The 25,685-nt window shown below is 68.0% G+C and carries 18 protein-coding genes and 1 tRNA gene; 14 read left to right on the plus strand and 5 right to left on the minus strand.

The genetic code is table 11. From position 1 onward, the window contains the following. Positions 1–53 precede the first annotated feature (53 nt). From ACX9MO_RS14310 to ACX9MO_RS14320, 3 genes are all read right to left on the minus strand, one after another. Positions 54–128 (minus strand) — tRNA-Gly (locus ACX9MO_RS14310). A 660-nt stretch (positions 129–788) separates the two neighbouring features. Then, positions 789–4,232 (minus strand): pyruvate carboxylase, encoded by a 3,444-nt coding sequence (locus ACX9MO_RS14315; protein WP_462212321.1) that lies wholly within the window; start codon positions 4,230–4,232, stop codon positions 789–791. 263 nt (positions 4,233–4,495) lie between these two features. Further along, entirely contained in the window at positions 4,496–5,635 is a 1,140-nt protein-coding gene (locus ACX9MO_RS14320) for an alpha-hydroxy acid oxidase (protein ID WP_462212322.1), read from the minus strand. A gap of 301 nt (positions 5,636–5,936) precedes the next feature. Here ACX9MO_RS14320 and ACX9MO_RS14325 point away from each other — a divergent pair, with 301 nt between their 5' ends. Beyond that, the gene (locus ACX9MO_RS14325; RefSeq protein ID WP_462212323.1) at positions 5,937–8,303 is read left to right on the plus strand and encodes an ATP-dependent helicase; all 2,367 of its coding nucleotides are present in this window, start codon (positions 5,937–5,939) and stop codon (positions 8,301–8,303) included. A 261-nt stretch (positions 8,304–8,564) separates the two neighbouring features. After that, positions 8,565–9,008: a phosphotriesterase family protein gene (locus ACX9MO_RS14330; protein WP_462212324.1), complete on the plus strand. Its 444-nt coding sequence runs from the start codon at positions 8,565–8,567 to the stop codon at positions 9,006–9,008. Positions 9,009–10,076: 1,068 nt separating this feature from the next. Here the strand turns inward: ACX9MO_RS14330 and ACX9MO_RS14335 are convergent. Continuing rightward, positions 10,077–10,292, minus strand: coding sequence for a DUF1127 domain-containing protein (locus tag ACX9MO_RS14335; protein WP_261397813.1), 216 nt, complete (start codon positions 10,290–10,292; stop codon positions 10,077–10,079). Positions 10,293–10,545: 253 nt separating this feature from the next. Between ACX9MO_RS14335 and ACX9MO_RS14340 the strand changes: the two genes are divergently transcribed. The 10 genes from ACX9MO_RS14340 (at position 10,546) to ACX9MO_RS14385 (ending at position 23,390) form a co-directional block, all read left to right on the plus strand. Beyond that, the gene (locus tag ACX9MO_RS14340) at positions 10,546–11,637 is read left to right on the plus strand and encodes an Mrp/NBP35 family ATP-binding protein (RefSeq protein ID WP_222489361.1); all 1,092 of its coding nucleotides are present in this window, start codon (positions 10,546–10,548) and stop codon (positions 11,635–11,637) included. A 1,580-nt stretch (positions 11,638–13,217) separates the two neighbouring features. Continuing rightward, complete coding sequence (locus tag ACX9MO_RS14345; RefSeq protein ID WP_462212325.1) at positions 13,218–13,703, plus strand: division/cell wall cluster transcriptional repressor MraZ; 486 nt, start codon at positions 13,218–13,220, stop codon at positions 13,701–13,703. Positions 13,704–13,706: 3 nt separating this feature from the next. Next, positions 13,707–14,699, plus strand: a complete 993-nt coding sequence (rsmH, locus tag ACX9MO_RS14350; RefSeq protein WP_462212326.1) for a 16S rRNA (cytosine(1402)-N(4))-methyltransferase RsmH — start codon at positions 13,707–13,709, stop codon at positions 14,697–14,699. Beyond that, on the plus strand, positions 14,696–15,064 hold the full coding sequence (gene ftsL / locus ACX9MO_RS14355) for a cell division protein FtsL (RefSeq protein WP_222489364.1): 369 nt from the start codon (positions 14,696–14,698) through the stop codon (positions 15,062–15,064). The genes rsmH and ftsL overlap by 4 nt, the downstream gene beginning before the upstream one ends. Then, a complete protein-coding gene (locus tag ACX9MO_RS14360) occupies positions 15,061–16,842 on the plus strand; it encodes a peptidoglycan D,D-transpeptidase FtsI family protein (RefSeq protein WP_222489365.1) in 1,782 nt (593 codons plus the stop codon). The genes ftsL and ACX9MO_RS14360 overlap by 4 nt, the downstream gene beginning before the upstream one ends. A 65-nt stretch (positions 16,843–16,907) precedes the next feature. Next, positions 16,908–18,395: a UDP-N-acetylmuramoyl-L-alanyl-D-glutamate--2,6-diaminopimelate ligase gene (locus ACX9MO_RS14365; RefSeq protein WP_462212327.1), complete on the plus strand. Its 1,488-nt coding sequence runs from the start codon at positions 16,908–16,910 to the stop codon at positions 18,393–18,395. After that, positions 18,392–19,876: a Mur ligase family protein gene (locus ACX9MO_RS14370; RefSeq protein WP_462212328.1), complete on the plus strand. Its 1,485-nt coding sequence runs from the start codon at positions 18,392–18,394 to the stop codon at positions 19,874–19,876. Before ACX9MO_RS14365 ends, ACX9MO_RS14370 begins: the two co-directional genes overlap by 4 nt. Positions 19,877–19,891: 15 nt before the next feature. Next, positions 19,892–20,974 carry a phospho-N-acetylmuramoyl-pentapeptide-transferase gene (mraY, locus tag ACX9MO_RS14375; protein ID WP_222489368.1) on the plus strand — a complete coding sequence of 361 codons (1,083 nt, stop codon included), beginning with the start codon at positions 19,892–19,894 and terminating at the stop codon, positions 20,972–20,974. Between the two features lie 13 nt (positions 20,975–20,987). Continuing rightward, positions 20,988–22,382, plus strand: coding sequence for a UDP-N-acetylmuramoyl-L-alanine--D-glutamate ligase (gene murD, locus ACX9MO_RS14380; protein WP_462212329.1), 1,395 nt, complete (start codon positions 20,988–20,990; stop codon positions 22,380–22,382). Positions 22,383–22,454: 72 nt separating this feature from the next. Next, positions 22,455–23,390, plus strand: a complete 936-nt coding sequence (locus ACX9MO_RS14385) for a 2-hydroxyacid dehydrogenase (RefSeq protein WP_462212330.1) — start codon at positions 22,455–22,457, stop codon at positions 23,388–23,390. Between the two features lie 117 nt (positions 23,391–23,507). Here ACX9MO_RS14385 and ACX9MO_RS14390 read toward each other — a convergent pair whose 3' ends face one another. Beyond that, a complete protein-coding gene (locus ACX9MO_RS14390; protein WP_462212331.1) occupies positions 23,508–24,509 on the minus strand; it encodes a polyprenyl synthetase family protein in 1,002 nt (333 codons plus the stop codon). A 56-nt stretch (positions 24,510–24,565) separates the two neighbouring features. On the opposite strand from ACX9MO_RS14390, the gene ACX9MO_RS14395 reads away from it, so the two are divergent. Then, positions 24,566–24,781: a putative signal transducing protein gene (locus ACX9MO_RS14395; RefSeq protein ID WP_222489372.1), complete on the plus strand. Its 216-nt coding sequence runs from the start codon at positions 24,566–24,568 to the stop codon at positions 24,779–24,781. Next, positions 24,774–25,571, plus strand: a complete 798-nt coding sequence (locus ACX9MO_RS14400; RefSeq protein ID WP_462212332.1) for a tRNA1(Val) (adenine(37)-N6)-methyltransferase — start codon at positions 24,774–24,776, stop codon at positions 25,569–25,571. The genes ACX9MO_RS14395 and ACX9MO_RS14400 overlap by 8 nt, the downstream gene beginning before the upstream one ends. The last annotated feature ends 114 nt before the right edge of the window (positions 25,572–25,685 follow it).

Here is a 25,685-nt window from a genome sequence, read left to right on the forward strand (position 1 = left end):
CATCCGCCACCGTCCAAGGACGATCCGCTACCGATTTCAAACTGGAGAGAAATTGGAGCGGGCGATGAGATTCGAACTCACGACCCTTACCTTGGCAAGGTAATGCTCTACCCCTGAGCTACGCCCGCGTCCTTGGGTGAGGGATCATCTATAAGGGCGGGCGGCAGGCTGCAAGAGGAAAATGCGGCGCATCCGAAATTTTGTCGGCGGGGGAATTCAGCTCCGTCGGGCGCATGGCGCGCCCCGGTCTTCGATGGGCCAACGAAGCAAGGCCGTGGCCCTCGGGGCAGCGGGCGGGCGCGTCCTCCGGGGCGAAAATCCTGACGTTGCGGCAGGGAAACGGGCGCTGCAATCCGCGCTCCAGAGAGGCCGGCAGCCCCGGCGAACTCAGTCCCGCTGCGCCCCCTCCGGCGCGGGAAGCAGGCGCCCGGGCGGCAGGGACGAGGGAACCCAGGCCAGTCGCGCCTGAAGGTCGGCGAGGGCTGGCCCGCGCGGAACCGGCGCCGCGGGACGCCGCCCCGGCGCGGTGCCGTCTTCACGCGCCCCTGCGGTTTGCGGCGGCCCCGGCGGTCTGGCGCGCTTCGGCTGGGGGAGGGACCTGTCATGTGTGCTCATCCTGCCTTCCGGAGGGCTTCTGCCCGCCCGTCTCCGCTCGGTAACGCCGACCGGGATAGCAGTGCAGGGTGACCGCCCGGTTAACCGCACACTGGCGCCCCCGCAGCAAGACGCCCGCCCCAAGCGGGACGGGCGTCTTCATCTTTCCGAAAATACTCAAATCCCCGGTCGCCTCACTCGAATTCGACGAGCAGGTCCTTGGCGTCGATCTGTGCGCCCGGCGTCACATGCACCGCCTTGATCACCGCGTCACGGTCGGCGTGCAGGCCGGTCTCCATCTTCATGGCCTCGATGGTCAGCAGCAGGTCGCCTTCCTTGACGCTCTGCCCGGCCGAGACGCCGATGGAGGCCACGACACCGGGCATGGGCGCTGCCACGTGGTTCGGGTTGCCGGGATCGGCCTTGGGCGCGGCGGCCTTGGCGCCGGTTGCCTTGCGGTCGGGCACGCGGACGACGCGGGGCTGGCCGTTCAGTTCGAAGAAGACCCGCACCTCGCCGTTCTCCTGCGTGTCGCCCACGGTGACGAGCCGGATCTCCAGCGTCTTGCCGGGATCGATCTCGGCGGTGATCTCCTCCTCGGGCTCCATGCCATAGAAGAAGGTATGGGTCGGCAGGGTCCGCACCGGGCCATAGAGCGCGTGGCGCTTGCCGTAATCCTCGAAGACCTTGGGATACATGAGGTAGGAGTTCAGGTCCTCGTCGTCGATGGCGATGCCGTCCAGCTTCTCGCTGATCTCGCGGCGCTTTTCCTCCAGGTCGACGGGCGGCAGGTGCTTGCCGGGCCGTTCGAGGTTGGGCGCCTCGCCCTTCAGCGCCTTCTTGACGATCGCCTCGGGGAAGCCGCCCGGCGGCTGGCCGAGGTTGCCGCGCATCATGTCGATGACCGAGTCCGGGAAGGAGACATCCTTGGCCGGGTTCTCGACGTCCGCGCGGGTCAGGCCCTGGCTGACCATCATCAGCGCCATGTCCCCAACGACCTTCGACGAGGGCGTGACCTTCACGATGTCGCCGAACATCTGGTTCACGTCGGCATAGGTCTCCGCTACCTCGTGCCAGCGTTCCTCCAGCCCCATGGAGCGCGCCTGCGCCTTGAGGTTGGTGAACTGCCCGCCCGGCATCTCGTGCAGGTAGACCTCGGAGGCCGGGGCCTGCATGCCGCTTTCAAACGCCGCGTACTGGCCGCGCACCGCCTCCCAGTAGTTCGAGATCTCGCGCACGGCGGCGATGTCGATGGAGGAGGCCCGGGGCGAATGTTGCAGCGCCGCGAGGATTGAGCCGAAGGTCGGCTGCGAGGTGTTGCCCGAGAGGCTGTCCATCGCCGCATCCACGCAGTCGACCCCCTTGGAGGCCGCCATCAGGATCGTCGCGATCGACGCGCCCGAGGTGTCGTGGGTGTGGAAATGGATCGGCAGGTCGACGGCATCCTTGAGCGCGGGGAACAGAACCTCCGCCACGGGGGCGGTCATGACGCCGGCCATGTCCTTGATGCCAAGGACATGGGCGCCGGCGGCCTCCAGCTCCTTGGCCATCTTCACGTAGTAGGCGATGTCATACTTGGCCCGCGCGGGATCCAGCGCGTCGCCGGTATAGCAGATCGTGCCCTCGCAGATCTTGCCGCTGGCGCCGACCGCATCCATCGCGACGCGCATGTTCTCGACCCAGTTCAGGCTGTCGAAGACGCGGAAGACATCGACGCCGGTCGCCGCCGCCTGACGCACGAATTCCGCCACCACATTGTCGGGGTAGTTGGTGTAGCCCACGCCGTTGGAGGCGCGCAGCAGCATTTGCGTCATGATGTTGGGCATCTTGGCGCGGATGTCGCGCAGGCGCTGCCACGGGTCTTCCTGCAGGAAACGGAAGGCCACGTCGAAGGTGGCGCCGCCCCAGCATTCGACCGAGAAGAGCTGCGGCATGTTGGTGGCATAGGCGGGCGCGACCTTGATCATGTCGATCGAGCGCATCCGCGTGGCCAGCAGCGACTGGTGCCCGTCGCGCATGGTGGTGTCGGTGAAGAGCAGTTCCTTCTGCTCTTTCATCCACTTGGCCACGGCCTCGGGGCCTTCGGCGTCCAGCAGGGTGCGGCTGCCGGCGGGGGGCGTTTCCGAGCGCAGCTCGGGCATCCGCGGCGGCTTGAGGTCGGCGGCGGGCTTGGGACGGCCCTGCACTTCGGGGTGCCCGTTCACGGTGATATCCGCGATGTAGGTCAGCACCTTAGTGCCCCGGTCGGCGCGGGGGGCAAAGTCGAAGAGCTCCTCCGTCGTGTCGATGAACTTGGTGGTGTATTCGTTCGACAGGAAGGTCGGGTGTTTCAGCAGGTTCTCGACGAAGGCGATGTTGGTGCTGACGCCCCGGATGCGGAACTCGCGCAGGGCGCGGTCCATCCGGGCGATGGCCTTCTCGGGGGTCTGGGCGTGGGCCGTGACCTTCACCAGAAGCGAATCGTAGTAGCGCGTGATCACCCCGCCCGCATAGGCCGTGCCGCCGTCGAGCCGGATGCCCATGCCGGTGGCCGAACGGTAGGCGGTCAGGCGGCCATAGTCGGGGATGAAGTTGTTCTGCGGATCCTCGGTGGTGATCCGGGTCTGCAGCGCGTGGCCGTTCAGGCGCACGTCGCCCTGGCTGGCCTTGCCGGTGGCCTCGGCCAGCGTCTTGCCCTCACTGATGAGGATCTGCGCCTGCACGATGTCGATGCCGGTGACTTCCTCGGTGACGGTATGTTCCACCTGCACGCGCGGGTTCACCTCGATGAAGTAGAACTGGTCCGTCTCCATATCCATCAGGAATTCGACGGTGCCGGCGCATTCGTAGTTCACATGGGCGCAGATCTTGCGGCCCAATTCACAGATCTCGGCCCGCTGGGCCTCGGTCAGGTAGGGGGCAGGGGCGCGCTCCACGACCTTCTGGTTGCGGCGCTGGACCGAACAGTCGCGCTCGTAGAGGTGATAGATCTGCCCGTGGGTGTCGCCGAGGATCTGCACCTCGACGTGGCGGGCGCGGGTGATCATCTTCTCGAGGTAACCCTCGCCATTGCCGAAGGCGGCCTCGGCCTCGCGGCGGCCTTCCATCACCTTCTCTGGCAGTTCCTTGGCATTGGTGATCGGGCGCATGCCCCGGCCACCGCCGCCCCAGCTGGCCTTGAGCATCAGCGGGAAGCCGATCTCCTCGGCCTCCTTCGTGATCGCGGCCATGTCGTCGCCCAGCACTTCCGTCGCGGGGATCACCGGCACGCCGGCCGCGATCGCCACCTTGCGGGCCGAGGCCTTGTCACCAAGGGCGCGCATGGTCGCGGCCTTAGGGCCGATGAAGGTGATGCCCGCCGCGTCGCAGGCATCGACGAAATCGGGGTTCTCGGAGAGCAGACCATAGCCGGGGTGGATCGCATCCGCGCCGGACATCTTGGCTACGCGGATGATCTCGGGGATGCTCAGGTAGGCTGCGACGGGCCCCAGCCCCTCGCCGATGCGATAGGCTTCATCCGCCTTGAAGCGGTGGAGGCCCAGCTTGTCCTCTTCTGCGAAGACGGCAACCGTCTTCTTCCCCATCTCGTTCGCCGCACGCATGATGCGAATGGCGATTTCCCCGCGGTTGGCGATGAGAATCTTCCGGAATTCCGGCATGTGGTCGTGCTCCTTCCCTGACCGGGGTGCATGTCTCCTCTCACCCCGGCACTTGTGTGACCGAGAGGAAACGACATGCCGCGCCGCAGCGCAAGGAATGTTTTGCAAATTGCAAACTTTGCAGTTTGCTTTGGAAACTTTGCAAAGTTAGCCGGTAAGTTACCGTTAGCGCTAGACAAAGCCGGGCGGAGCGCTGGCCGGAGTGCAGGTCAGAGTACAAGCCGGGGCGCGGGCGAGCCCCCCCGGCAGGGGAGGCCGGGGCCTCAGATCGCGGGGAAGAGCACCTTGCCCCGGGCCTCGGCGGGCCGGGAAATTCCCATTTGCAGCAGGCAGGCCAGCAGGTCCTCGCGCAGGAGGTGCGCCACGTGGTCCACACCGGTCTGTCCGAAGGCCGCAGCCCCCCAGAGCCAGCCGCGCCCCAGCATGACCATGTCCGCGCCAAGGGCCACCGCCTTCAGCACGTCGAGGCCGGACTGGATGCCGCCATCCAGCATGACGGGGAAATCCGGCCCGAGGGCCGCGCGGATGCCGGGCAGCGCCTCGGCAGACCCGGGGGCGGCATCGAACTGGCGACCGCCGTGATTCGAGACCCAGATCCCGTCGCAGCCGAGGTCGCGCAGCATCACCGCGTCCTCGGGGATCAGCACGCCCTTGGCGACCATCTTGCCGGGCCATGCCTCCCGGATCTGCTTGAAGAACTCCAGATCCACGGCCCGGTGGCGGCCCAGTCCCACCTTGCCGTCGGCGCCCACTTCCTTGGGATATTTGTCCAGCGCCCGCACCCGGGGCATCCCCAGCGGCGCCATCGCCATGGCCCAGGCCGGGCGCATGGCCACGTGGGACAGCAGCCGCGGCGTGATCACCGGCGGCGTCTTGACCCCGCCGCGCCGCTGCCGTTCGCGCCGCGAGGCGCCGGGCGTGTCGACGGTCAGCACCAGCGTGTGGAAGCCCGCCGCCCGTGCCCGCTTCAGAAGGTCGAGCGATTCCTCCAGCTTCTCCGGCGGGTAGAGCTGGAACCAGCCCTGCTCGCCGATGTCGCCTGCCACGTCCTCGGGCGCGGCGGCGGCCACGGTGGACAGGCCGAAGGGCAGGTTCCGCTTCACGCAGGTCCGGGCCAGCAGGTACTCCGCCCTGGGCCAGAAGAGCCCCGCCATCCCCACCGGGGAGACGCCGAAGGGCATGTCATAGGTCCGCCCCATGAGGTCGACCGAGAGGTCCGCCTTGGGCGCGCCCTTCAGGACGGCGGGCCGCAGGACGACCTCCTCGAGCGCCTTGCGGGACCGCCGCACCGCATGTTCGTCACCGGTGCCGCTGTCGAGGTATTCCCATGCGAAATGGGGGATGCGCCGCTGGGCCCGGCGGCGCAGGTCGGCGAGAGAGGGGTAATCGTTATCCAGATCCATGGCGCGACACTGCTGCGGCCCGCGGGGAAGGGCAAGAGGGCGCGTGCGCTCGGGAGCTGGAGAGACAGGTATCGGGACGTTGTGTCCGCCTGACGGCATCGAGCGGCTCTCACCAAATGGCCCGCACCGAAGGGCCGGCCCCGAATGCCTGCGCCGGGCCCGCCCTGTGGCCCCCTGCGCCGCACTCCATGATTGCAGCCCTCCGCATCTTGAACCGCGCCCCGCGCCCCCGCGTCATGAAAGCAAGAACATCCCGTGAACAGCCCTTCCACCCGGCGCACCCAATTGCTAGATTGCGGCCATGAGCAGCCCTGACGAATTCGATGCCTTCGACAATGCGGCCGATCCCGCGCCGCGCGTACCCCTCTCGCAGCGGGCCGTCGCCGCGCGCCCGGCGCCCTATCTCGACGATCTGAACGCCGCGCAGCGCGAGGCGGTGGAGGCGCTCGATGGCCCAGTGCTGATGCTGGCCGGCGCCGGCACCGGCAAGACCAAGGCGCTGACCTCGCGGATTGCCCACCTGCTGACGCAGGGCAGGGCGCGCCCGAACGAGATCCTCTCGGTGACCTTCACCAACAAGGCCGCGCGCGAGATGAAGGACCGGGTCAGCCGCCTGCTGGGGCAGAGCGTCGAGGGCATGCCCTGGCTCGGCACGTTCCACGCGATCTGCGTCAAGCTGCTGCGCCGCCATGCGGAACTCGCCGGGCTGAAGTCCAACTTCACCATCCTCGACACCGATGATCAGCTGCGCCTGCTCAAGCAGCTGGTGCAGGCCGAGGGGATCGACGACAAGCGCTGGCCCGCGCGCCAGCTGGCCAATGTCATTGATGGCTGGAAGAACCGCGCCCTGACGCCCGAAAAGGTGCCCACCGGCGATGCAGAGGCCTACAACGGCAAGGGCGTGAAGCTCTACGCCGCCTACCAGCAGCGCCTGCGGGAGCTGAACGCCTGCGACTTCGGCGACCTGCTGCTGCACATGGTCACGATCTTCCAGGCCCATCCGGACGTGCTGGCCCAGTATCAGCGCTGGTTTAAGTATATCCTCGTGGACGAATACCAGGATACCAACGTGGCCCAGTACCTCTGGCTGCGGCTGCTGGCGGGCGGGCACAAGAACATCTGCTGCGTGGGCGACGACGACCAGTCGATCTATGGCTGGCGCGGTGCCGAGGTGGGCAACATCCTGCGCTTCGAGAAGGATTTCCCCGGCGCCCACGTGGTCCGGCTGGAACAGAACTACCGCTCCACCGCGCATATCCTGGCCGCCGCCTCCGGGGTCATCAAGGGCAACGAGGGCCGTCTGGGCAAAACGCTCTGGACTGCCGCGGAGGGCGGCGAGAAGGTCCGCCTCATCGGTCACTGGGACGGCGAGGAAGAGGCCCGCTGGATCGGCGAAGAGGTCGAGGCGATGCAGCGCGGCACCCGCGGCTTGCAGCCCTACAGCCTCGACGACATGGCGATCCTCGTGCGGGCCTCGCACCAGATGCGCGCCTTCGAGGACCGGTTCCTGACCATCGGCCTGCCGTATCGCGTCATCGGCGGCCCGCGCTTCTACGAACGGCTCGAGATCCGCGATGCCATGGCCTATTTCCGCCTCGTGATCAGCCCGGCCGACGACCTCGCCTTCGAGCGGATCGTGAATACGCCCAAGCGCGGCCTCGGCGACAAGGCGCAGCAGAAGATCCAGGTCGCGGCCCGGTCGAACGGCGTGCCGCTGGTCGAAGGCGCGCGGATCCTGCTGGAGCAGAAGGGGCTCACCGGCAAGGGCGCGGCGCAGCTGCAGCTGCTGGTGGACAACCTGCAACGCTGGGGCCGCATGGTGGGCGAGGCCGGGATCAGCCACATCGAGCTGGCGGAGCAAATCCTGGACGAATCCGGCTACACCGAGATGTGGCAGAACGACAAGACGCCCGAGGCGCCGGGCCGGCTGGAGAACCTCAAGGAGCTGGTCAAGGCGCTGGAAAGCTTCGAGAACCTCGAGGGCTTCCTCGAACACGTCGCCCTGATCATGGACAACGAGCAGGAAACCGACGGTGCCAAGGTCTCGATCATGACGCTGCACGGGGCCAAGGGGCTCGAGTTCCCGGCGGTCTTCCTGCCGGGCTGGGAGGACGGGCTCTTCCCCTCGCAGCGCTCGATGGACGAATCCGGTCTCAAGGGGCTCGAGGAGGAGCGCCGCCTCGCCTATGTGGGCATCACCCGGGCCGAGGAAGTCTGCACGATCTCCTTCGCGGGCAACCGCCGGGTCTTCGGCCAGTGGCAATCCGCGCTGCCCTCGCGCTTCATCGACGAACTGCCCGAGGAGCATGTGGAGGTGCTCACACCGCCCGGCCTCTACGGCGGCGGCTTCGGGGCCGCGGCGCAGCCCGCCTCCACCCTCCATGATCGCGCGGCGGAGGCGAATGTTTACAATTCGCCCGGCTGGAAGCGGATGCAATCGCGCGCCTCGGAGCGCCCGATCTCCCAGCCGCGCGAGACCCGCAGCCCGGTGATCGATCTCACCGCCACCTCCAGCCACACGGTGGGGGAGCGGGTCTTCCACCAGAAGTTCGGCTACGGCGCGATCCTCTCCATCGAGGGCGACAAGCTCGAGATCGCATTCGAGAAGGCCGGTACCAAGAAGGTCGTCGCCAAGTTCGTCATGGCCGCGGACGACATCCCCTTCTGAGGCCCTGCCGCCCCGCCCATCCACTGTTCCGAAATATCCTCTGGGGTGAATTGCGGGCAAAGCCCGCAAGAGGGGGCGGAGAGCCCCCTCCCGCCGTCCCTGCGTCCCACGCAGGGGCAGACCATGGACCGCTCCGCCCAAACCGTGGGCGTCTTTCCCGCGATCCTCCAAGGCGCGTCCGAATCCCCCTCCGCTCCCTGGTCATCCGGCGACCGTCGCCACAGGGTCTCGCCTCAGCCCCTGACAGCGTAGGGGACACCGATGACCGATCCCGACCGCGCCACGCAAGGCAGCGGGAGCCAGACCGTCCCCGGTCTGATCACGCCGGAGAAGTTCGGCCATCCGGTCGCCCATGGCGCCGATGCCACGCGGGTGATCCCGGACCACATGGAGCGGACGCACCTCGATCTCGGCCGCGTCCAGGGGCTGGCCGAGACCGGCTGCGTGCTGGAGTTCGACCTCTTCGGCTGGGAGATGGCCTGTTGCAACAGTCTTTCGGACATGTGCCTGCCCAATGGTGGCGGGCGGGTCCGGATCATCCGCCGGTTGATCGCGCGCGGCTATGGCGACCGGACCGTGCTGAGCCATGATGTCTGCAGGAAGACAAGGATGCACCGCTACGGCGGGCCGGGCTGTGGCCATATCTCCGGGGCGCTTCGTGCCGCTGATGCTGCGGCGCGGGATCACCCAGGCGCAGCTGGATGAGATGCTGCTCCACACGCCCCGGCGGCTGCTGACGATCGTCTGACTTCCCACCTCCCTCCAAGCGGGCATGGCGCCGGTCCGGGCCGGCGCCCGTCGATCTGCGCGCGTCACGCCCGTCCTTGAAACGAGGGCCTGAAAACGGGGGGGCCTGAAAACGGGGGCCTGAAATCGATGTCCTGAAAACGAAAAAACGGCGGTGCCAGGGAGGAGGAGAGGCACCGCCGTTCATTTCACGACATCCCAGGGAGGAGGAGAGGGACGTCGATCCGGTCAGGCCTTGCGGCCCTATGTGGGTTGCAATGTCGGTGATGCCAAGGAGGAGGAGAGGCATCACCGACTGTGCAACGTCGCGCTCAGGGAGGAGGAGAGAGCGCGCCGTATTCGCTGGGGCATCTGGCCCCGAAGAAGTTGCAGTGTCGGCGATGCCAGGGAGGAGGAGAGGCATCACCGACTGTGCAACGTCGCGCTCAGGGAGGAGGAGAGAGCGCGCCGTATTCGCTGGGGCATCTGGCCCCGAAGAGGTTGCAGTGTCGGTGATGCCAGGGAGGAGGAGAGGCATCACCGACTGTGCAACGTCGCGCTCAGGGAGGAGGAGAGAGCGCGCCGTATTCGCTGGGGCATCTGGCCCCGAAGAAGTTGCAGTGTCGGTGATGCCAGGGAGGAGGAGAGGCATCACCGACTGTGCAACGTCGCGCTCAGGGAGGAGGAGAGAGCGCGCCGTATTCGCTGGGGCATCTGGCCCCGAAGAGGTTGCAGTGTCGGTGATGCCAGGGAGGAGGAGAGGCATCACCGACTGTGCAACGTCGCGCTCAGGGAGGAGGAGAGAGCGCGCCGTATTCCGTGGGGCGTTCAGCCCCGAAAATCTCCGGCAAGGAAACGGCGGCGCCAGGGAGGAGGAGAGGCGCCGCCGTCTTGCCAACACCGGTCCAGGGAGGAGGAGAGGGCCGGCGTATGTCTGGGCCGTTCAGGCCCGGTATCAGGGTGCGGTGGTGCCAGGGAGGAGGAGAGGCACCACCGCAATGTCACAGAAGACCCAGGGAGGAGGAGAGGGCCTTCTGATCTCTCTAATCACACCGTGCGGTAGGCTTCCTCGTAGGCTACCGAGCGGATCATCGACCGGTTCATGCCCAGGTCGTTCAGTTCGCGGTTCGAAAGGGCCGACAGTTCCGCCACGCAGCGGCGGAAGGTGCGGTAGCGGCGCAGACGGGTCGCAATGCCGTCCACCATGCGACCCAGCGGGCCGGTGGCGCCATCTGCGGTGCGGGTGTTGGTCATCGTGGTCATCGTCTTTGCCTTTCGGTTCGTGCTGTCCTAAGTCTTCGCTTCGAGACGTTGGCAGCGTTGTTCGCTTCGTTGAGACCCAACATAAGCAAATGCTGCAGCTGCACAATGGATGAAGCGGCAACGCTGCCATGCAGAAAATGCATATGCTTTGTTGACCTAACGGTACTTGATTTTAAAGGGTTTTTCCGGGGCTCCCGTGCTGGCTGCACAAAAAAACATCGGTAACAGATGCAGGTTCTGAAGGGGTGACGCGATGAGCATCACACGAGACGAAATTGTTAACGCCCTCGGGCGACTCCCCCTGCCGGATGGCGGGACGTTGGTGTCGCGCGACATGGTGCGGGCGCTGACGGTCGAGGGCGGGGTGGTCCGCTTCGTGATCGAGGCGCCCTCGGCAGAGGCAGCGCGGGCCATGGCGCCGCTGCGCGAGGCGGTCGAGGTGGCCCTGAAGCGGCTGGAGGGCGTGAAGGACGTCTCCGTCGTGCTCACTGCGCCGACGGCGGCGGCCGGGCAGGCGGCCAAGCAGGCGGCCAAGCCCGCCCCCAGCCTCAAGATCGGCGGCCACCCCAAGCCGCAGGACGGGCCCATGAAGCCCTCGGGCGTGGACCGCATCCTCGCGGTGGCCTCGGGCAAGGGCGGCGTGGGCAAATCCACCGTCTCCTCCAACCTCGCGGTGGCGCTGGCGAAGCAGGGCCGCAAGGTCGGCCTGCTGGACGCGGATATCTATGGTCCGTCGCAGCCCAAGATGATGGGCGTGAACCGGCGCCCGGCCTCGCCCGATGGCAAGACGATCGAGCCGCTGCACGCCCATGGCGTCACGCTCATGTCCATCGGCTTCATGATGGAAGAGAACAAGGCCATCGTCTGGCGCGGCCCGATGCTCATGGGCGCGTTGCAACAGCTGATCTCGCAGGTGGCCTGGGGCGATCTCGACGTGCTGATCGTCGACCTGCCGCCGGGCACGGGGGATGTGCAGCTGACGCTCTGTCAGCGCACGGCGCTGTCGGGGGCGCTCGTGGTGTCGACGCCGCAGGACGTGGCGCTGCTGGATGCGATCAAGGCGATCGACATGTTCAACACGCTGAAGACCCCGGTGCTGGGACTGGTGGAGAACATGTCGACCTTCGTCTGTCCCCATTGCGGCGGCGAATCCCATCCCTTCGGGCAGGGCGGCGTCGCGGCCGAGGCCGACCGGATGGGGCTGCCCTTCCTCGGGTCGCTTCCGCTCGACCTCGACACGCGGCTGGCGGGCGACAGCGGCACGCCGATCGCCGCGGGTGATGGCCCTGTGGCCGAGGCCTTCGCGACACTGGCGAAGCGGCTGGTCGACGGCGGCATGGCCTGAGCCGGGTCTGAACTCGGCTCCGAGGTTGGCCAGAGATTTGGGCCAGAGATCGGACCTGACTGCGACCCCACGCGTCCCCCTGGCGCCCCATGCTTTCCCAGAACGCCTCTGCCCGGACCCCGGGTGGGGGCGTTTCTTTGTGTGCGGGCCTCTCTCTATATAGATGCGGACCTCTCTCTATAGATAGGAGAGGCGCTCCTCCTGCCTGCGAGGGAGCGTGTTCCCGACCGCTCCCATGATCTCCCGCGGCGTTTTGCGCGCAGATGAGGCTGTCGAGGCCGGGACGCTCCGGATCAATGCCATGACAGCGGCTCGCCCGATGGGATTCCATGGGAGGATTTGCCCAGTGTTGCTGACGGGATCGCGCGGCAGCGTCCGAGGGCGGTCCCTCGGGGGCTTTTCAGGGCGCGTCTTGCCCTCGGATCTCTGCCGGGGCAGGGGGAAGCTGGCCCGGGGGAGCCGGCGGTGCGGTCCGGACTGGGCGGTGGATGGGACGGCGTGGGACAAAGCCTGGGAACCCATGGGATAGGCCGGGCCCGCCCCGGTCGCGGCAGGAGTCTCCTTGGCCTTCTGTCCTCCCGGCGGCAAGAGCTGCGTCATCTACGGTTCGACCGCGCGCAAAGGGCGCTGACGGGGCGAGGATGGGATGGCATGGGACGAAACCTGGGATCGCATGGGACGCGCCGGTCCCGGCGCCGTCTCGGCAGGGAAATCCGCCATTTCCCGTCATCCACCCCCTGAAACCCGCAAAACCGGCGGCCCAAGGGCGTGGAAAGGGCCCTCTTGGGCCTGGGGTGGGATTACATGGGACAGAACATGGGACTGGATGGGACACATCTGGTCCGATTTGGGCGCTGCGCGGTTTTTGGCTGGGACTCCGGCGGGATTCACGGCAGAACCTCCCTCAATCGCGCAGAATCACGGCGCCGTGAGTCGTCACGATTCACGTGATCAGGGCATCGCGACGCGAAATTCCTCAAGATCGGGTTGCCTCGTGCCCCGAATTTGCCCTTATCCGAAAAAAAATCGCACCTCTGCTGGGATGCCATGGGTCCTCGCGGGACGCCGATTCCGGCGCAAGATGTGGTGCATTTGTCGAAATTGCGCACAGCATCGGCCATGAAGGCGCCGTGAGGCGCGGCGTGGGGTGGCTGCGCTGGACGGTTCTGTCCCGTCTCGGCCCAATTATTCCCCTTGATCGCCATGTGATCCCATGGCATCCCTTTCTCACGAGCAGAAGAAAGCGGAACTAAAGAAAAGGGTCAAAGAACCCTAACAAGACTTCCCAAGGCAGTGAGTAGTACAGGCACCCCCCTTTCTTCAAAAACCAAGGAGATCCGGCGCGCGAGCGAGCAGCATACCCCCCCCCAAGGAGCGCGCGCAGTCGGACGTACCCGGAGACGGGATGAGGGACGGCGGTTAGGACTATGGCAGCAGTCCTAACCGCCGTTTTTCGTTTCAGATCATGCCGTCCGGGCAGGAATACAGTCAAGGGGGGAACAGGATAGGGACCTCGGTCGGCAGTGACCCGCAGGCGTTTCATAGGCGAAGAGCATCTCAAGGTGGATGCGAAGGGGCGGATGTCTATCCCGGCCCCGTTTCGTCGTGTGCTGGACGCGGGTGATCCCGACCGCGAGAGCGGCTCCATGCCCTCCATGGTCATCGTGCAGGAAGACAGCCGCAAGGACTGCCTCCAGTGCTACACGGTGGAAGCCATGCAGGAGATCCAGGAGATGGTCGAAGAGATGCCCCTCGGCTCGGACGAGCAGAAGGTGATGGAGCAGATCTACTTCATGGGCGCGACCGAACTGACCATCGACGACACGGGCCGGATCGTCCTCAGCGCCAAGCTGCGCGACAAGATCGGCGTCACGCCGAACTCCGAACTGGTGCTGGCGGGCGCGGGCAAGAACTTCCGCATCTGGCGCCCCGAGGCCTACCAGGCCGAGCAGGTCGACACCGTCAAGGAATGGCTCGACGCGCAGCCCAAGGACTTCGATCCGCGCAGCCTGCTTCAGGAAATGCAGAAACAGCGCCGGCAACGCGACGCCGGCGGAGAGGCCTGATCCATGACCGGCGGTCCCAATACCCCCTCCGCCCCCCACATCCCCGTTCTGCTGCGCCCGCTCCTGAAGGAAGTGGGCGAGATCAGCGGCACGTGGATCGACGGCACGCTGGGGGCAGGGGGCTATACCCGCGGCCTGCTGGAGGCCGGCGCCGACCTCGTCATCGGGATCGATCAGGATCCGCTGGCCATCGGCATGGCGTCGGAGTGGGGCGCGCCCTACGGCGACCGGCTGAAGGTCGTGCAGGACAATTTCGCCAACATGGATGACCACGCCGAGCAGGTGCAGGGTGTCGTCCTCGACCTCGGCGTCTCCTCGATGCAGCTCGACCTGGCAGAGCGCGGGTTCTCCTTCCTGCGCGACGGGCCGCTCGACATGCGGATGAGCCAGCAGGGGCTGACCGCGGCGGACATCGTCAACGGGGCCGAGGAATCGGATATTGCCGACATCCTCTTCCTCTATGGCGAGGAACGCGCCAGCCGCCGCATCGCCAAGAACATCGTGAAGGCCCGCGCCACGGCGCCCTTCGAGACGACGCTGCAACTGGCCGAGGTGATCGAGAAGAGCCTGCCGCGCCCCAAGCCCGGCCAGTCCCATCCGGCCACCCGCAGCTTCCAGGCGCTGCGCATCGCGGTGAACGATGAATACGGCGCCCTCGCCGCCGGGCTGGAGGCCGCCGAGCGGGCCCTCGCCCCGGGCGGCAAGCTGGCGGTCGTCACCTTCCACTCGGTCGAAGACCGGATGGTCAAACGCTTCCTTCAGCAGCGCGGCGGCAAGTCGGGATCGGCCAACCGCTACGCGCCGCAGTTGGAGCAGGAGGCCCCGGCCTTCAGGATCCTGACCCGCAAGGCGGCGGGCCCGGACGAGGAAGAGCTGGAGCAGAACCCGCGGGCCCGCAGCGCCCGCCTGCGGGTCGGGGAACGGACCGAAGCGCCCGCGGGCGCGGTGGACCGGGGCGCATTGGGAATGCCCGTGTTCAAGGGGAAACTGCCATGAGAACGCTGCTTTACGTCCTCTCCGCCCTTGCCGTCATCGGCCTGGCCTTCTGGGCCTACCGCGAGAACTACACCACCCAGCAGGCCATCGAGGAAACCGAGGACCTGCAGGACGCCATCGGCAGCGCCCGGGCCAAGCTGAACGTGCTGAAGGCCGAATGGGCCTACCTGAACCGTCCCGACCGCCTGCGCGAACTGGCCGAGATCAACTTCGAGCGGCTCGGCCTTCAGGCCCTGCGCCCCGACCAGTTCGGCCGCGTGGCCGAGGTTCGCTTCCGCAGCGCCGAAACCTCCCGCGCGCTTGCCGTGACCGGCGCGATCGATGTCTTCTCGGGGAATGCCAAGAGCGGAGGGCAGAAACCATGATCCGCACGCCGCTCCGCCCGCTGGCCCGTATCCTCGACGCCCGCGCCAAGGGCGAGAACCCCGATGCCATCGAACGCGAGAACCTGCGCCTGCGTCATGAGGAGATGCGCGACCGCGCCCGCCAGCGGGCCGAGCAGCGGCTTCTCGTGCTGGGGGCGGTCTTCTTCTGCGCCTTCGCGGTCGTGGGCTTCCGCATGGGCACGCTGGCCAATTCCGAACCGCAGGAGCCGCGCACCAGCGTGGCGGGCGCCGCCGTCGCGGCCAGCCGGGGCGACATCGTTGACCGCTCGGGCCGTATCCTGGCCACGAACCTCGAAACCCATGCTCTCTACGTCCACCCGCACCAGCTGATCGACCCGGACCGCGCGGCCGACAAGCTGGTGGAGATCTTCCCCGATCTCGATGGCGACTACCTCAAGCGCACCTTCCATTCCGACGCCAAGTTCCGCTGGCTCAAGCGCCGCATCAGCCCCGAGCAGCAGCAGGCCGTCATGGACATCGGCGAGCCGGGCCTGCTCTTTGGCCGGCGCGAGATGCGGCTCTACCCGAACGGGCCCGTGGCCTCCCACATCCTCGGCGGCGCGGCCTTCGACAACGAGGGCGTCACCAGTGCCGACATCTACGGCGTGGCCGGGGTCGAGGCGCGGTTCAACGACTACCTCTCCGATCCCCAGAACGCGGATCATCCGCTGCAACTGTCCATCGACCTGACGATTCAGGCGGCGGTGGAGCAGGTGCTCGACAGCGGGATCAAGCTGATGAGCGCCAAGGGCGGCACCGCGATCCTGATGGATGTGCACACCGGCGAGGTGATCGCCGAGGCCTCGCTGCCCGACTTCGACCCGAACGACCGCCCGCCGCCCCCGACCGAGGGCCACCCCGAGGACAGCGTGCTCTTCAACCGCGGCGTGCAGGGGCGCTACGAACTGGGCTCCACCTTCAAGATCTTCGCGGTGTCGCAGGCGCTCGAACTGGGCCTCGTGACGCCGGACACCAAGATCGACGTGCGCGCGCCGATCCGCTGGGGCCGGTTCACGATCAACGACGACCACAAGTACGAGCCGGACATGTCCGTGACGCGGATCATCGCCAAGAGCTCGAACATCGGTACCGCGCGGATCGCCCAGATGATCGGCCCGGAACGGCAGCAGGCCTTCCTGACCTCGCTGGGGCTGACCACGCCCACCTCCTTCGAACTGCCCGACGCCAAGATCGCCTCGCCGCTGCTGCCGCAGCGCTGGAGCGAGCTGTCGATGATGACGATCTCCTTCGGCCATGGCCTCGCCGCCAGCCCGCTGCACCTTGCGGCGGCCTATTCCACCATCGCCAACGGGGGCACGCAGGTCCGGCCCACGCTGCTGCGCAAGGACGGCCCCCAGCATGGCACGCGCGTGATCTCGCAGCGCACCGCCGATCAGGCGCTCAGCATGTTGCGGCAGGTGGTCACCGACGGCACCGCCTCCATGGCCGAGGTCGAAGGCTACCGCGTGGCGGGCAAGACCGGCACCGCCGACAAGGCCAAGCCCACGGGCGGCTACTACGACGACCGGGTGATTGCGACCTTCGCCGGGGTCTTCCCCGCCGACGCGCCGAAATACGTGCTGATCACCACGCTGGACGAACCCTCCGAGAACTCGGGCCGGATGCCGCGCCGCACCGCCGGCTGGACCGCCGTGCCGACCGCGGCAGAGATCATCCGTCGCGTGGCACCGCTTCTGGGGCTTCGCCCCAAGATTGAACCTGTCCAGCTGGTTGATGTAAGCCTGTCGGCGAACTGAGCCGCTGTGCGGCGGCCCCGCGAGAGGCCCCGCATGCGCAGTCAAAAGCCGGGAAAGGGCAGATCATGGCCGAGAGGCAGGGCAAGTCATTGGCGGAACTCGGGCTGCGGGCCCGCGGTGGCGCGAATCCCGTGATCACGGGCCTCTCCGTGGACAGCCGCCGAGTCGCGCCGGGGCATCTTTTCGCGGCACTGCCGGGGGTACAGGTGCATGGCGCGAAATTCATCGCGCAGGTGATCGAGGCCGGGGCGACCGTCATTCTGACCGATGCCGAGGGCTATGCCATGGCCCGCGACCTGATCGACGGCAACGGGCTTTCCGTCGTGGTGGCCGAGGATCCGCGGCAGGTGCTGGCCTTTGCGGCCGCGCTCTGGACCGGGGCACAGCCCAAGGTCATGGCCGCCGTCACCGGCACCAATGGCAAGACCTCCGTCGCCACCTTCACCCGCCAGATCTGGATGGCGATGGGGCTCCAGGGCTGCAATATCGGCACCACGGGTGTCGAAGGCGCCTTCTCCGCGCCCTCCGCCCATACCACGCCCGAGCCGATCACCCTGCATGCCCTTCTGGGCCGCGCGGCAGAGGCCGGCGTGACCCATGCGGTGATGGAGGCCTCCTCCCACGGGCTCGCGCAGCGTCGTCTCGACGGGGTGCAGCTGATGGCGGCGGCCTTCACCAACATCACGCAGGATCACCTCGACTATCACCCGGATTTCGACAGCTACATGGATGCCAAGGCCGGGCTCTTCGAACGTGTCCTGTCGCCGGATGGCACCGCGGTGATCAACATCGACGGCCATGGCGGCGAGGAGATGGCGGCACGCGCCCTCGCCCGGGGGCAGCGGGTGCTGGCGGTGGGCCGCGGCCCGCAGGCGGACCTGCGCATCCTCGCGCAGCGCTACGATCCCGCCTCGCAGGTGCTGCGCTTCTCCTTCGAGGGGGCCGAGCATCAGGTCACCCTGCCGCTGATCGGCGGCTTCCAGGCCGAGAACGTGCTGGTTGCGGCAGGCCTCGCCATCGGCTGCGGCGCCGCGCCGGAGCAGGTCTTCCGCGTGCTGCCGGAGCTGGAGACGGTCCGGGGCCGGATGCAACTGGCCGCCGCGCGCGAGAACGGCGGCACGGTCTTCGTCGACTACGCCCATACGCCCGACGCGGTGGCCACGGCGCTGAAGGCGCTGCGTCCGCATGTGATGGGCCGCCTGATCGCCGTGATCGGCGCGGGCGGTGACCGGGACCGCACCAAGCGGCCCCTGATGGGGCAGGCGGCGGCGCTGAATGCCGACCTCGTCTTCGTCACCGACGACAACCCCCGCTCCGAGGACCCGGCTGCGATCCGGGCAGAGGTCATGGGCGGCTGCCCCGGGGCGACCGAGGTGGCAGACCGGGCCGAGGCGATCCTGCGCGGCGTCGATGCCCTTGGCCCGGGTGACGCGCTGCTGATCGCGGGCAAGGGGCACGAGACCGGCCAGACCATCGGCGACACGGTCTTCCCCTTCGATGACGTGGAACAGGCCAGTGTCGCGGTCTCGGCGCTGGACGGCGGCCGGGTATGAGCCTCTGGCCCGCCAGCGAGGCCGCGGAGGCCACCGGCGGGCGCGTCAGCGGGGTCTGGCAGGCTGCGGGCCTTTCGATCGACCCCGCCAACCTGCGCGCGGGCGATCTCTACCTCGCCATGCACGAGCCGCGCAGCGACGGGCTGGGGCGGGTGTTCGACGGGGATTCGGAAGAGGCGCTGCGCCTCGCGCTCTCCAACGGGGCCGTCGCTGCGATGATCGGCGAGGCGGCTGCGGGCGAACTGCCCAGCGACCTTGCCGCCGCGCTGCCGCTGCTGGTGGTCCGGGACGTGATCGGCGGGCTCTTCGCGCTTGCCCGGGCCGCCCGGGCGCGGTCCTCCGCCCGGCTGGTGGCGGTGACCGGCGCCGTCGGCAAATCCACGACGCTGGGGATGCTCTCGCTGGTGCTGGGCCATCAGGGCACCGTCTTCGCGGTGGAAAGCGAACGCGCGGCGGTCAACGGCGGGGCCGCGCTGATCCGCGCGCTGCTCAGCCTTGCCCATATGCCGCGCGAGACGGATTTCGCGCTGCTGGAGATCGACCCGGACGATCCCGCCCGTGCCGCCGCCCTTTCGGGGCTGGCGCGGCCGGACCTGCTGGTGATCACCACGATCCGCGGGGCGCAGACGCGGGCCGACAGTGCCGACCTGCCCGAGACGACGGCGCTTGGCGCGCTCGGCCCCGGCACGGCGGCGATCTTCAGCGGGGACCTGCCGCAGGCCCGCGTCCTGCGCGAGCGGCTGGCAGAGCAGGGGGCCCGTGCCCTGACCTTCGGCGAGGGCCCGGGCAACCACCACCGCCTGCTGCGCACCCAGCTGACCGAGGAGGCCACGATCTGCGAGGCCCGGGCCTGGCGTGGGCGGATGCTCTACAAGATTTCCGCGCCGGGCCGGCATTATGCCCGCGACGGGCTGGCGGTGCTGCTGACGGCCTTTGCGCTGAACCTCGACCGGGCCGTGGCGGTGAGCGACCTTGGCCGCTGGACGCCGCCGCCGGGCAAGGGCCTGCGCGAGCGCCGCCTGCTCGACGTGCTGAACGAGGCGGTCTCCTTCGACCTGATCGACGACGCGGGCATGGCCGATGCCGACAGCATGGCCGCCGCGCTCGACGTGCTGGCCGCCTCGCATCCCCGCAACCACCTCGGCCGGTTCTCGCGCGGGCGGCGGATCGCCATCCTCGGCGGGCTGGAGGACGTGGTCCCCGGTGCCGAGGACCGCGCGCAGGACCAGCTGGCCGAGCTGCCCGCCATGGCAGCGGTGGACCTCGTCCATTGCGTCGGGCAGGCGACGGAACATCTCTACCGGCAGTTGCCCTACGCCCGCCGCGGCCGCCATGTCGAAACTGCCGCGGAATTGGCCAAACAGGCCCGTCGGCTGGTTGATGCCGGTGATGTGGTGCTGGTGAAGGGCTCCGCCGACAGCCGGGTCAGCCTCGTGGTTGACGCGATGCGTAAATTGGGCCATCCGGCAGCCCAACAATGAAAGAGGCCAAACCCCATGCTCTATTGGCTGACCGCCCTCTCTGACGGGGGCGACGTCTTCAACCTGTTCCGCTACATCACCTTCCGTGCAGGCGGGGCCTTCATGACGGCGCTGATCTTCGGCTTCCTGTTCGGACGTCCGCTGATCGACGTGCTGCGCCGGACGCAGGGCAAGGGCCAGCCGATCCGCACCGACGGCCCCGAAGGGCATTTCGTCAAGGCGGGCACCCCCACCATGGGCGGCCTGCTGATCGTGGGCGCGCTGCTGACCTCGACGCTCCTCTGGGCGCGGCTCGACAATCCCTTCGTGTTGCTGGTGCTCTTCGTGACGCTGGCCTATGGCCTCGTCGGCTTCTGGGACGACTACGCCAAGGTGTCGAAGCAGAACACCGCGGGCGTCTCCGGCAAGGCGCGTCTCGCCATCGGCTTCGTCATCGCGGGCATCGCCGCCGTCTGGGCGACGTGGTTCCACCCGACCGAGTTGCAGGGCGAACTGGCACTGCCGGTCTTCAAGGACGTGCTGATCCACCTCGGCATCTTCTTCGTGCCCTTCGCCATGTTCGTCATCGTGGGCGCGGCCAATGCCGTGAACCTGACCGATGGCCTCGACGGGCTGGCGATCATGCCGGTGATGATCGCGGCCTCGGCGCTCGGCGTCATCGCCTATACCGTGGGCCGGGTCGACTTCTCGGATTACCTCGGCCTGCACTACGTCCCCGGCACCGGCGAGATCCTCGTCTTCGTTGCGGGCCTCGTGGGCGGGGGCCTCGGCTTCCTGTGGTACAACGCACCGCCCGCCGCCGTCTTCATGGGCGACACCGGCTCGCTGGCGCTCGGCGGGGCCATCGGCGCCATCGCGGTGGCCACCAAGCACGAGATCGTCCTCGGCATCGTCGGCGGCCTCTTCGTGGTCGAGGCGCTCTCGGTCATCATCCAGGTGCTCTACTTCAAGCGCACCGGCAAGCGGGTCTTCCTGATGGCGCCGATCCACCACCATTACGAGAAGAAGGGCTGGGCCGAGCCGCAGATCGTGATCCGCTTCTGGATCATCTCGCTGATCCTCGCCATGGTCGGCCTCGCCACGCTGAAACTGCGCTGAACGGAGGCAGGACATGATCCCGGTTCAAGGTTACCAAGGTCTCACCGTGGGCGTTCTTGGACTGGGGCGTTCCGGCCTCGCCACCGCCCGTGCCCTCGCCGCGGGCGGCGCGATCCCGCTGTGCTGGGACGACAACCCCGCCGCGCGCGAGACGGCCGAGGCCGAGGGCTTCGCCGTCGCGGACCTGACCCGCGAGATGGGCAGCCTTGCCACGCTCGTCGTCTCGCCGGGCATCCCGCATCTCTATCCCAAGCCGAACCCGGTGATCGCCGCCGCCTACGAGGCGGGCGTGCCGGTGGACAATGACATCGGCCTCTTCTTCCGCTCGCTGGGGCAGGGGGAGTGGATGATGCACGACACGCCGCCCAAGGTGATCGCGATCACCGGTTCGAATGGCAAGTCCACCACCACGGCGCTGATCCACCATATCCTTGAACACGCGGGCCGCGAGGCGCAGCTGGCGGGCAACATCGGCCGTGGGGTACTGGACATCGACCCGCCGGGCGATGGCGGTGTCGTGGTGCTGGAGCTCTCCTCCTACCAGACCGACCTTGCCCGCGCGCTGACGCCCGACGTGGCGGTCTTCACCAACTTCTCGCCCGACCACCTCGACCGGCACGGCGGCATCGGCGGCTATTTCGCCGCCAAGCGCCGTCTCTTCGCCGAGGGCGGGCCGGACCGCGCCATCATCGGCGTGGACGAGGCCGAGGGGCTCTATCTCGCCGACCAGTTGGCCGTGGCGCCTGCCGATGACCGGGTGATCCGCATCTCCGCGGCGCGCAAGCTGACCGGGCCGGGCTGGCAGGTCTTCGCGCGCAAGGGCTTCCTGTCGGAATACCGTAAGGGCAAGCAGGTCGCCTCCATCGACCTGCGCGAGGTCAAGGGCCTGCCCGGGGCGCACAATCATCAGAACGCCTGCGCGGCCTTTGCTGCCTGCCGGACTCTGGGCCTGTCGCCGCGCCTGATCGAGGAGGCCTTCGCCAGCTTCGGCGGCCTGCCGCACCGCTCGCAGCGCATCGCCGAGAAGGACGGCGTGGCCTATGTCAACGACAGCAAAGCCACCAACGTGGACAGCGCCGCCAAGGCGCTTCAGGCCTTCCACAACATCCGCTGGATCTGCGGCGGGCTGGAGAAGGAAGGCGGCCTCGGCCCGCTGCTGCCGCACACCGGCTCCGTCTCCAAGGCCTATGTCATCGGGCGGGAGGCGGCGCATTTCGCGATCCAGCTGACCGGGATCGAGGCCGAGGTCTGCACCGACATGGAAACCGCCGTGGCCCGCGCCATGGCCGAGGCCCAGCCGGGCGACACGGTGCTGCTGGCCCCGGCCTGCGCCTCCTTCGACCAGTACGACAGCTTCGAGAAACGCGGCGAGGATTTCACCAATCGCGTGCTGGCGGCGCTCGGCTGAGGGGACGCTCCCTTGAACCCGCCTTCGGGCGGGTCTAGGACTCGCGCCGACCCTCAACGGAACGGAGCCCCCATGCCGCGTATCCTCTTCGCCGCCGGCGACAGCCGCTGGCCGACCTACGAAGCCCCCCTGAAAGCCGCCCTCGCCGAGAAGGGGATCGAGGCCGAGATCGCGCTGGAGATGGCGCCCGAGACCGTCGATTACATCATCTACGCGCCGGGCAGCCCGCTGCAGGATTTCACCCCCTACACCAACTGCAAGGCGGTGATGAACATCTGGGCGGGGGTCGAGGCGATCGTGGGCAATCCGACCCTGACCCAGCCGCTGACCCGGATGGTTGATCACGGGCTGAAGCAGGGGATGCTGGAATGGGTCGTGGGGCAGGTCATGCGCCATCACCTCGGCCTCGACATCCACATTACCACGCAGGACGGCGTCTGGCGCCATGACACCACCGTGCCGCCGCTGGCCGAGGACCGACCGGTCACGATGCTGGGCCTTGGCGAACTGGGCATGGCTGCCGGCGAGGCGCTCGCCCGCATCGGCTTCCCGGTCACCGGTTGGAGCCGCAGCCCGAAGGAGAGCGACCTGATCACCACGCTGCACGGGGCGGAGGGGCTGAAACAGGCGCTCTCCACCGCGCAGATCGTGGTGCTTCTGGTGCCCTTCACGCCCCAGACCGAGAACCTGCTGAACGCCGAGACGCTCGCCCTGCTGCCCGAGGGTGCGGTGATCCTGAACCCCGGCCGCGGCCCGCTCATCGACGACAGCGCCCTGCTGGCCGCCCTCGACAGCGGTCAGGTGAGCCACGCCACGCTCGACGTCTTCCGTACCGAACCGCTGCCCGAAGACCACGCCTACTGGGCGCATCCCAAGGTCACCGTCTCGCCCCACATCGCCTCGGAAACCCGCGCCTCCACGGCGGCGCAGGTGCTGGCCGAGAACATCCGCCGCGGCGAGGCGGGAGAGCCGTTCCGCTTCCAGGTCGACCGCTCGCGCGGGTATTGAGCCAAGTCGGGGCCAAGTCGGGGACCGATCGGGGTCTGCGGGCCCCGACAGCCCTCGCCAGACACGAAAAAGCCGGGCCCGCGGGCCCGGCTTTTTTCATGTCCTGACGGGTGTGGATCAGCGCAGGCGCGCGACCACGTAGTCGGCCAGGTCGGCGAGGATGGTGCGCATCTCGCTCTCCGGCAGGGCCTCCAGCGCGGCGCAGGCGCGGGCCGACCAGTCGAGCGCGGTCTGCCGCGTGGTGCCGAGCGCATCGTACTTGGCCATGATCCGCAGGGCCTCCTCGAGGTCGCCGTCCTGCTGATCGCCCTTGGCGATGGTGCGGCTCCAGAAGGCGCGTTCCTCCGCGTCGGAGGCCGCATGGGCGCGGATCACCGGCAGGGTCACCTTGCGCTCGCGGAAGTCGTCGCCCACGTTCTTGCCGGTGGCCGCGCTGTCGCCGCCGTAATCCAGCAGGTCATCCGCGATCTGGAACGCGATGCCGAGTGCATCGCCGTAGTCCCGCAGGGCCTCGACGTGGGCGGCGGGCGCCTCGGCCAGTACGGCACCGGATTCGGTGGCGGCCGAGAAGAGCGCCGCGGTCTTGCCGCGCACGATCTGGGTATAGGTGTCCTCGGAGGTCGAGAGATCCTGCGCCGCGGTCAGTTGCAGCACCTCGCCCTCGGCAATGGTGGCGGCCGCGTTCGAGAGGATTTCCAGCACCCGCAGGTTGCCGGGTTCGACCATCAGCTGGAAGGCGCGGGCAAAGAGATAATCGCCCACGAGGACGGAAGACTGGTTGTCCCAGAGCAGGTTCGCCGTGGGACGGCCCCGGCGCTGCTGGCTCTCGTCCACAACGTCGTCATGCAGCAGGGTGGCGGTGTGGATGAACTCCACCGTGGCCGCCAGCCAGACATGGTAGCCGCCGGTGTAGCCACAGAGATTGGCCGCTGCCAGCGTCAGCATCGGCCGCAGCCGCTTGCCGCCGGCATCCACCAGATGCGCTGTGACTTCAGGGATGCGCGGGGCATGGCGCGAAGCCATCCTCTCGCGGATCAGCGTGTTGACGGCGTCCATGTCGCTGGCCAGAATTGCGGCGAGCGCATCATGCGGTTTGGTGGCGGCGTGATCCAAGCCCATCACTCTCTACGTCACAGGTCTCGACAACGGGTCGATCCTGCCCTTAAGTCCCCGGTATGAAACAGCTGCTGCGCACGACCGACCCAACGGTGATCGCCTTCGCCAAGGCCCTGCTTCAGGGCGAGGGTATAGACTGCTTCGAGTTGGACGTAAATATGAGCGTGCTCGATGGATCTATCGGGATCCTCCCCCGGCGCCTGATGGTGCCGGAGGCAGATCACGACGAGGCCAGCAAGGTTCTGACGGACAACGGTATTTCCCTCGATGGCTGACAGCGCGGAGTTGACCCGCGACCGGTTCCTGCGCGGATCTGCCCGCGGCGCGCTCTGGCTGCATCAGCCGCGCCGGGGCTACCGCGCGGGCGTCGATCCGGTGCTGCTGGCGGCCTCCGTGCCGGCGAAACCGGGGCAGAGCCTGCTCGACCTCGGCTGCGGGGTGGGGACCGCCGCGCTCTGCGCCGGGTGGCGGGTGCCGGGGCTGCACCTGACCGGGCTGGAGCGGCAGGAGGATCACGCGGCGCTCGCCGCGCGCAATGCCGTGGAGAACGGACTGGAGATGGAGGTGGTCACCGGGGACCTGAGCCTGATGCCCGCCGTCCTGCGGCAGCGCCAGTTCGACCATGTGATCGCCAATCCGCCCTACTTCCGCCGCGACGCCTCGACCCGCGCCGCGGTGCCCGCGCGGGAAGCCGCCATGGGCGAGGAGACGCCGATGGAGGCCTGGGTCGCCGCGGCGGCCCGGCGCTGTGCCCCGGGCGGCAGCGTGACCTTCATCCAGCGGGTCGAGCGGCTGCCGGAAATCCTGGCCGGCTTCACCGCGCACCTCGGTTCGGTCGAACTCAAGCCGCTGGTGCCCCGCGCGGGCCGCGAGAGCCAGCTTTTCCTGATCCGGGGGCGCAAGAACGGGCGGGCGGCCTTCCGGCTGCACGCGGGGCTGGTGCTGCACAGCGGCACGCAGCACGGGCAGGACCGGCCGGACTACTCCGATCTGGCCGAGGCGATCCTGAAAACCGGCGCGATTCTGCCGTTCGACAGCGGGTCTGCGAAAGACCCTGTCGGCTAAACCTCTGGTTCAGAAACGATACGCAAAGTTTCGCGTGTGCAGCGTGACAGAATTGTAAAACTGTGCTGCAATGAACACCTGTCCTATGTGACTGACAACCAGAGAGGAGTAAGT

This window comes from Pseudooceanicola profundus (assembly GCF_054919315.1).